Below are 6,637 nucleotides of genomic sequence, written 5' to 3' on the forward strand. Positions count from 1 at the left end.
CCAACGCCCCAGCACCAATCACCGAGACCGCATCACAACCCAAAGCGAAAACCCGATCGCTTACGACCTCATGCCGACCTGAAGAAACTCGACCGCCGGTCCGGCATCCGCTGTGAAGACCCCCGCCGTCAGCGAACATCCAAAAACGCAGGCCGTGTCGATATTCGTGCGGAAGGGATGGATGTCCGGCCTCCCGTTCTTTTGGGGTGTATGTCCGTGGACGACATGCTTGCCGAAGTCGAATTCCTCGGTGAGGAACGGCTTCCGGATCCAGAGCCTGGCTTCCACGTCCGGGTCGATGCCCTGTCGACCGGGACGAAAGCCGGCATGGACATAATAACGGCGCGCGTCCTCGTGGGATGTCGGAAGGGCAGACATCCAATTGAGCGCGTCACGCGGGAGGTCTTCCGGATCCCGGATGCCGAATGACGCGAGCGTGCTCCGGCCGCCGTTCTCAAGCCAAGCAGTCACGCCAAAGGGTTTCTCGTAAGCGTCGAGCAGCATCCGCTCATGATTGCCCATGAGAAATGTCGCTTTCCCCATCTCCGTGCGATCAATGTCCTGAAGCATTCTCAGCACGCCGGCGCTGTCCGGGCCACGGTCGATATAGTCACCGAGAAAAACGAGACGTCGTTCGCGACCCGAACTGTGACGTGCGATCTCTGCGAGGAGCCGACCGAGCGCATCGGCGCAGCCGTGGATGTCGCCGATTGCGTAAGTGAGATGGCTCATCGTTGTCCTGGACGTGCACGGCGGCGCTCGGCCTTGCGGGTCGCCGTTTCTCGCAGATGATTCTCGATGACCGCATTGGCTCGACCACGCATGACACGGATCTGCTCGTCATCGTCGAAGGTTTCCGGAAATCGCCGCGATAACCAGAGATAGGCGCTGGCGAGCCGCACGGTTCGCTCCTGGTAATCGAGCTCTCCACTGAGATTGGCACGCAGGGCCGGAACGGTCGTGCGCGTGGCCCGGGCCTGCGCCCAGCGCTCCAGCATGGCGACGGCGACTTCATCGCGGCGGTTTACCGGGCAAACCGAAAAGGCGAACTTTTCCTCGATCGGCAGGTGGGCCCGATCGATGACTTTCGCGACATCGAGGATCTCGTCGAGGGCCGAAGGTTGGAACGGCGACCCGGCATAGAATGTGGAGCGCGCGAAATGGGTCATGACCTCGCGGAGACTCTGCGTTCGCATCTCCTCGGCGACGGAGCGAATCGCAATTAGGTCCGGCCGCACGAAGAACCGCGTATCGGCAGCGGGAGCCGTGGGGGCGCCTGCCAGCGCCGTGCGGATCGGTTCGATGCCGACCGCATCTGTGGCTGCGACGTAACCGACATCCTGATGTCCGAACCGTCCTGCGCGACCGGCAATTTGACGAATCTCGGAGTTTGTCAGTGCACGCTCGCCGACACCGTCCCATTTCCTTGTGGCGGAAAAGACGATGCGTTTCAGGGGACCGAGGTTGAGGCCCATGCCGATCGCGTCCGTGGTCACCAGGACGGTGGCCTCACCGGTACGGAAGCGCGCCGCCTCCGCCCTCCTTACCTCGGGAGACAGGGCGCCGTAGATCGTCGCCACGCTATGCCCGGCCGCGACCAGGATTTCGCGATTCTCGTGGACGGCGCGACGCGAGAAGGCGACGACGGCGTCACCCGGCTCCACATTCTCCAGGGGAACCGGTTCCTCCATAAGAACCAGGGGAGTCTTGCGAACGAAGGTGATGACCTCGAGCGATTCGTTGGCGGCCTCCGCCGCGCGCCGGACAGCGGCGAGCGCATCGTCCGAGCCGCAGACGATGACGGTCTTCGCCGGGATGCCGAACAGAGCATTGGTCCAGGCCCAGCCCCGGTCCGGGTCGGAGAGCATCTGAATCTCATCGATCACGGCGACATCGATGGGCCGCGTCAGGTCGGCGGTTTCGATGGTCCGCGATGTGTGGGTCGGTCTCTCCTCGCCGAGAACCTCTTCGCCGGTCACCATCCCGGCCTTCAGCCCGCGCTCGGCCAATCCCTCGTAATTCTCGAGCGCGAGCAGGCGCAGCGGCGCCAGATAGGTGCCGGTCGGGGCCGCCGCCAAATGTTGCAGGGCCGCGTAGGTCTTGCCGGAATTGGTCGGCCCCATATGGAAGATGATGCGGCGGCCAAGGCGTCGGGCGACCGTGAACTTCTCGATATACGCACCGAACCCAACCTGGTCGCGCAGGCGCCGCAAGCGCGAATCCTCCCTTGCGACGAGCTTCGCGCGTTTCCGCACCGGAGCCAGCGTATCGCTCATGGATCGGCCGAGATTCGGTCCGTCATGGAACACCCGTGAGCGGAGCGAGCGGTCCATATGGTCGATATAGGTGACGGCGTCGGCGCCGACCTCTCGCAGATCCCCGGCGATGGCGTCCCTGAGGCGTTCGAGGGAGGGACGGAGCGTCCGTCCCGTCTTTGCGGTGATCTCGGCGACCGCCGTTCGCAACGTCTCGATCCGCCAGGCCGGGTCGTTCCGCTCCGCCATGCCCGAGACGATGTCACTGGCGACGCCGTCCAGCGGGACCTCGACCCGCACGTCCATGCGACCGCCATCGAGGAGCGGTAGCATCACGCGCACGCGCCATATCAGCGTGTCGTTAGCGGCGATCGTCACCTTCAGCCCCGGCACGCTTCTGGCGACCGCTTCCGCTCCGGCCTTGGCGAAGGCATGCACGGCCTTCATTCGCCGTAGCGCCTTGCCCACACGCGCATCGTCGACGTAACCGCCGAATTCCGGAAGGTCGAGTTGGAGCCGCAGCCCCTCGATATCGACGGAACGTGGCGGAAGGCCGAGGCGGGCGACGGCTTCCATCAGGAGATCGACGGTGGAAGGAACGCGCTTTCGCGCCATGGGGACCGATCCTGGAACGGGTGAGGCAAAAGCCTCGACATGATGCTCGGCAAAGCCGCGCCGAAGGCGATTACAGAGCCGCGAGGAGGCTGCCCGATCTCGGACCCGCCGCCTATAACCGATATGGGGATAAACCGGCTTTTTTGGAGTTGTGGATCCCTGCCTGCGAGGATGATGCACGTCATGGGAGGCGACGCTGCCGAACCAGCCCGTCCTACGGTCGTTCACCCATGACCAGCGTTGCCGCCGGTCTGGCGGCCCGGTGGAGCGTCAGATCGCCCGTCATCGGCCGATTAAGAATCCAAGGTAAATCGTAGAATGTCCGCGCCTGGGTGTCGCACGGCGGAAGGCAGAACGAAGTATATCTGTCACGCTATTCCTATGTCATAAATATTTATCATAACGGATGCGACGCCCGCGTGGAGAGGATGAACAGCGTGGACCAACCGACACCGGTCGCCCACACCACTTTCGATCCCACGAATGCGGCGAGGATTGCCGCCAGGGCAGCGGCTGCACGGGCGGCCGAGCATGATCACGATGGCGGGTTTCCCGCGGCCGATGTGGAGCATCTTCGCACGCTCGGCCTGCTTGCCGCGCCGATCCCGCGGGACGAGGACGGCGCTGGGCTTGGCGAAGAACCGGGGGCCGCCGACCTCTGTAGCGTGTTGCGCGTCATCGGGAGCGGCAGCCTCGCCCTAGGCCGGATCTATGAGGGCCATGTCAACGCGCTCCAATTGGTCGCGCGCTACGGCGACCGTTCCCAGCGCGCGCGACTGTTCGAAGACGCGCGGCAGGGGCATCTTTTCGGCGTCTGGAACACCGAACTCTTCGATGACGGGCTGAAGCTCGAGGAAGTGGCTGGCGGTTATCGCTTGAGGGCCGGCAAGATCCTCGCATCCGGGGCCGGTTTCGTCAGCCGCCCCTTGGTCACCGCCCGCACGGTTCCCGGCGATCTCGCCTTCATGGTGATACCGGAACTGACGCCTGGGACACGGGCGGATCTGTCCGATTGGCGGGCGCATGGCATGCGTGCCTCGGCGACGGGAAAGGTCGATCTGACCGGCCTCCCTATCGGATCGGGTGAGCTGCTCGGCGAGCCCGATTCCTACTCGCGACAGCCTTATTTCTTCGGTGGAGCCTGGCGTTTCGCTGCCGTCCAGCTCGGTGGGATCGAGGCGGTCATCGACATTTGGCGCGATCACCTCCGCCGGACCGGCCGGGGACCTGATCCCCATCAATCGGCGCGGCTGGGAGAGGGGCTGATCGCCACCGAGACAGCCCGCCTATGGGTGGAGCGCGCCGCCCGTATCGTCTTCGAAGACGATCTCCATCCCGAGCGGATCGTGGCCTATGTTCATCTGGCGCGAACCGCCGTCGAGACAGCGGGACTTTCCGTTCTCCAGCTCGCCCAGCGCTCCGTGGGGCTGCAGGGTTTCCTTCGCGATCATCCCCTCGAACGCGCCTCGCGCGATCTCGCCACCTATCTTCGCCAGCCTGCACCGGATTTCGCGCTGACATCGGCCGCGCGTTATGTCCTTGGTGAGACCGTGTCCGCCGGAGATCTCTGGCGTGATTCCGGAGATGTGCCATGACGCGTCATTCGCAGACGATGCCGCCCGATTATTTCGACAACCGCTACGCCGAGGATCCCGATCCCTGGCAGTTCGCCACAAGCGAATACGAGGCCGCCAAGTATGCGGCGACGCTGGAAGCGTTGCCGAAGCCGCATTACGCGTCGGCGCTGGAGATCGGCTGTTCGATCGGCGTGTTCACCAAGGCGTTGGCAGCCCGATGCGACGCCCTCATCGGTGTCGATACCGCGGAGAAGGCCCTCGAACAGGCACGCGAGCGCTGTCGGGAGGCGCCGCATGTGAGCTTTGAGCGGTTGCACGCTCCCGGCCAATGGCCTGCCGGCCGGTTCGACCTGATCCTGATATCCGAGGTCCTCTACTTTTTCGACGCAGCCGACATGCCCCGCCTGGCTGAGCGGATTCTCGGCACGCTCGACACGGGAGGCACCATCGCGCTGGTCCATTGGACCGGGCCGACCCATTATCCGCAGACGGGGGACGCGGCTTCGGACCAGCTCATCGACATCCTCGACTCGTCGATCCACGTCACTCATCGTCATCGCACCGATCGGTACCGGCTCGATGTCCTCACCCGCATCTCCTGACCTTCAAGCGGTGGCGACGGAATCGGGCACACAATCCCGCCGCACCGTATTTCGGCACCCTGTCTGGCTGCGATTGACCCATTGGGTGAATGCTGCAGCCTTCCTGGTCCTGCTGATCAGTGGAATCGCCATCCTCCTCGCCCTGCCGCGATTGTTCTGGGGCGAGACGGGTGCCAACGGCGCCCCGGCATGGCTCGAACTTCCCCTACCGGTGAATCTGGAACAGACCGGCTGGGGCAGAAACCTGCACTTCCTCGCCGCCTGGATCCTGGTGATCAACGGGCTCGCCTATCTTCTGCTCGTTCTGGCCAGCGGACATCTTCGCAAGAACTTGGTGCCGAACAGGGATCAACTGTCCGCCCGGCATCTCGCCCGGGAAATCAGTGATCACGTCAGGTTCGAGAAGGCGCGCGGCAACGAGGCGCTCCGGTACAACGCGTTGCAGAAATTCGCTTATCTCGGCGTTGTCCTGATCCTGTTTCCGCTCATGGTGCTCACTGGCCTCACCATGTCGCCGGGCTTCACGACGGCGTTTCCCGAGCTCTTCGCCCTGTTCGGTGGTCGCCAATCCGCGCGGACCATCCATTTCCTGGTGGCCAGCCTGCTCGTGCTTTTCCTGCTCGTTCACGTGGTGCAGGTCTTCGTCGGCGGCGCGGCCAATCTCATGCGTTCGATGATCACGGGGCGCTTCACCATCCCCAGGGAGACGGAACGATGACCGATCTTTCCCGGCGTCGGCTTCTTACGGGATCGGCTGGTCTCGTCGGGGCCGGTTTCCTCGGCGGTTGCGAGGCGCCGGCGTTGAGCCGTCTGGCGACGCCCTATGATTGGAGCAACGGCCTGACCTTCGCCGTTCAGCGTTGGCTTCTCCGGCGCCAGCCCCTCGTCCGGGAGTTCGGGCCCGAGGCGATCTCGGCCGTCTTTCCGACGATCAACACGACCGATCCGGACGATCCCGGCTACAAGACATCGAAGTCCCTCGGTTTCACGGATTGGAAGCTGCCGGTGACCGGTCTCGTGGAAAGGCCGGGGGCGTTTTCCCTAGCCGACCTCAAGGCGATGCCGGCCCGAACGCAGATCACGTTGCACAGCTGCGAGCAGGGATGGTCCGCCATTGCCGGGTGGACGGGAGTGCCGCTCGCAGGCCTGCTCGCTCATGTTGGCCTGAAGCCAGAGGCGCGCTTCATCGTCATGCGCAGCGTCGATGGTTGGTGGGACAGTTTCGACTTGTTCGATGCGCTGCATCCCCAGACTATCCTCGCCTACGGCATGAACGGAAAGGATCTGCCCATCGCCCATGGTGCTCCCCTGCGCCTGAGGGTCGAACGCCAGCTCGGCTACAAGAGCCTGAAATACCTGACGCAGATCGAAGCCGTGGACCGCGTCGACGGCTTCGGAAAGGGGAGGGGGAGCATGGTCGCCGAACTCGGCTTCCCCTGGTACGCGGGGATCTGATCGAGGCTCGGTCGGCAGGCCGTCGCTTCGGGCTTTTGCTGCAGCTGTCATCGAGACGTCGTTTTAGGTGTTGACGTCTCCGTCTGTGGTCCGTATATCCCTGTTCATCGGCGGCGGCCAGCGGGGACTTCGG

The 6,637-nt window shown here is 64.1% G+C and carries 6 protein-coding genes; 4 read left to right on the forward strand and 2 right to left on the reverse strand.

Translation table 11 applies throughout. From position 1 onward, the window contains the following. Positions 1–60 precede the first annotated feature (60 nt). The gene (locus RQI43_RS24385) at positions 61–732 is read right to left on the reverse strand and encodes a metallophosphoesterase family protein (protein ID WP_056454158.1); all 672 of its coding nucleotides are present in this window, start codon (positions 730–732) and stop codon (positions 61–63) included. Continuing rightward, the gene (locus RQI43_RS24390) at positions 729–2,870 is read right to left on the reverse strand and encodes a helicase-related protein (RefSeq protein ID WP_311276890.1); all 2,142 of its coding nucleotides are present in this window, start codon (positions 2,868–2,870) and stop codon (positions 729–731) included. The genes RQI43_RS24385 and RQI43_RS24390 overlap by 4 nt, the downstream gene beginning before the upstream one ends. A gap of 428 nt (positions 2,871–3,298) precedes the next feature. Here RQI43_RS24390 and RQI43_RS24395 point away from each other — a divergent pair, with 428 nt between their 5' ends. From RQI43_RS24395 to RQI43_RS24410, 4 genes are read left to right on the forward strand one after another with little or no spacing between them, the layout of a single operon-like run. Then, complete coding sequence (locus tag RQI43_RS24395) at positions 3,299–4,465, forward strand: acyl-CoA dehydrogenase family protein (protein ID WP_156467882.1); 1,167 nt, start codon at positions 3,299–3,301, stop codon at positions 4,463–4,465. Next, a complete protein-coding gene (locus RQI43_RS24400) occupies positions 4,462–5,049 on the forward strand; it encodes an SAM-dependent methyltransferase (protein WP_311276891.1) in 588 nt (195 codons plus the stop codon). Before RQI43_RS24395 ends, RQI43_RS24400 begins: the two co-directional genes overlap by 4 nt. A 10-nt stretch (positions 5,050–5,059) precedes the next feature. Beyond that, a complete protein-coding gene (locus RQI43_RS24405; RefSeq protein WP_311276893.1) occupies positions 5,060–5,767 on the forward strand; it encodes a cytochrome b/b6 domain-containing protein in 708 nt (235 codons plus the stop codon). Then, the gene (locus RQI43_RS24410; protein WP_311276892.1) at positions 5,764–6,504 is read left to right on the forward strand and encodes a molybdopterin-dependent oxidoreductase; all 741 of its coding nucleotides are present in this window, start codon (positions 5,764–5,766) and stop codon (positions 6,502–6,504) included. The genes RQI43_RS24405 and RQI43_RS24410 overlap by 4 nt, the downstream gene beginning before the upstream one ends. The last annotated feature ends 133 nt before the right edge of the window (positions 6,505–6,637 follow it).

Source organism: Methylobacterium sp. WCS2018Hpa-22, from assembly GCF_031843785.1.
GTDB lineage: Bacteria > Pseudomonadota > Alphaproteobacteria > Rhizobiales > Beijerinckiaceae > Methylobacterium.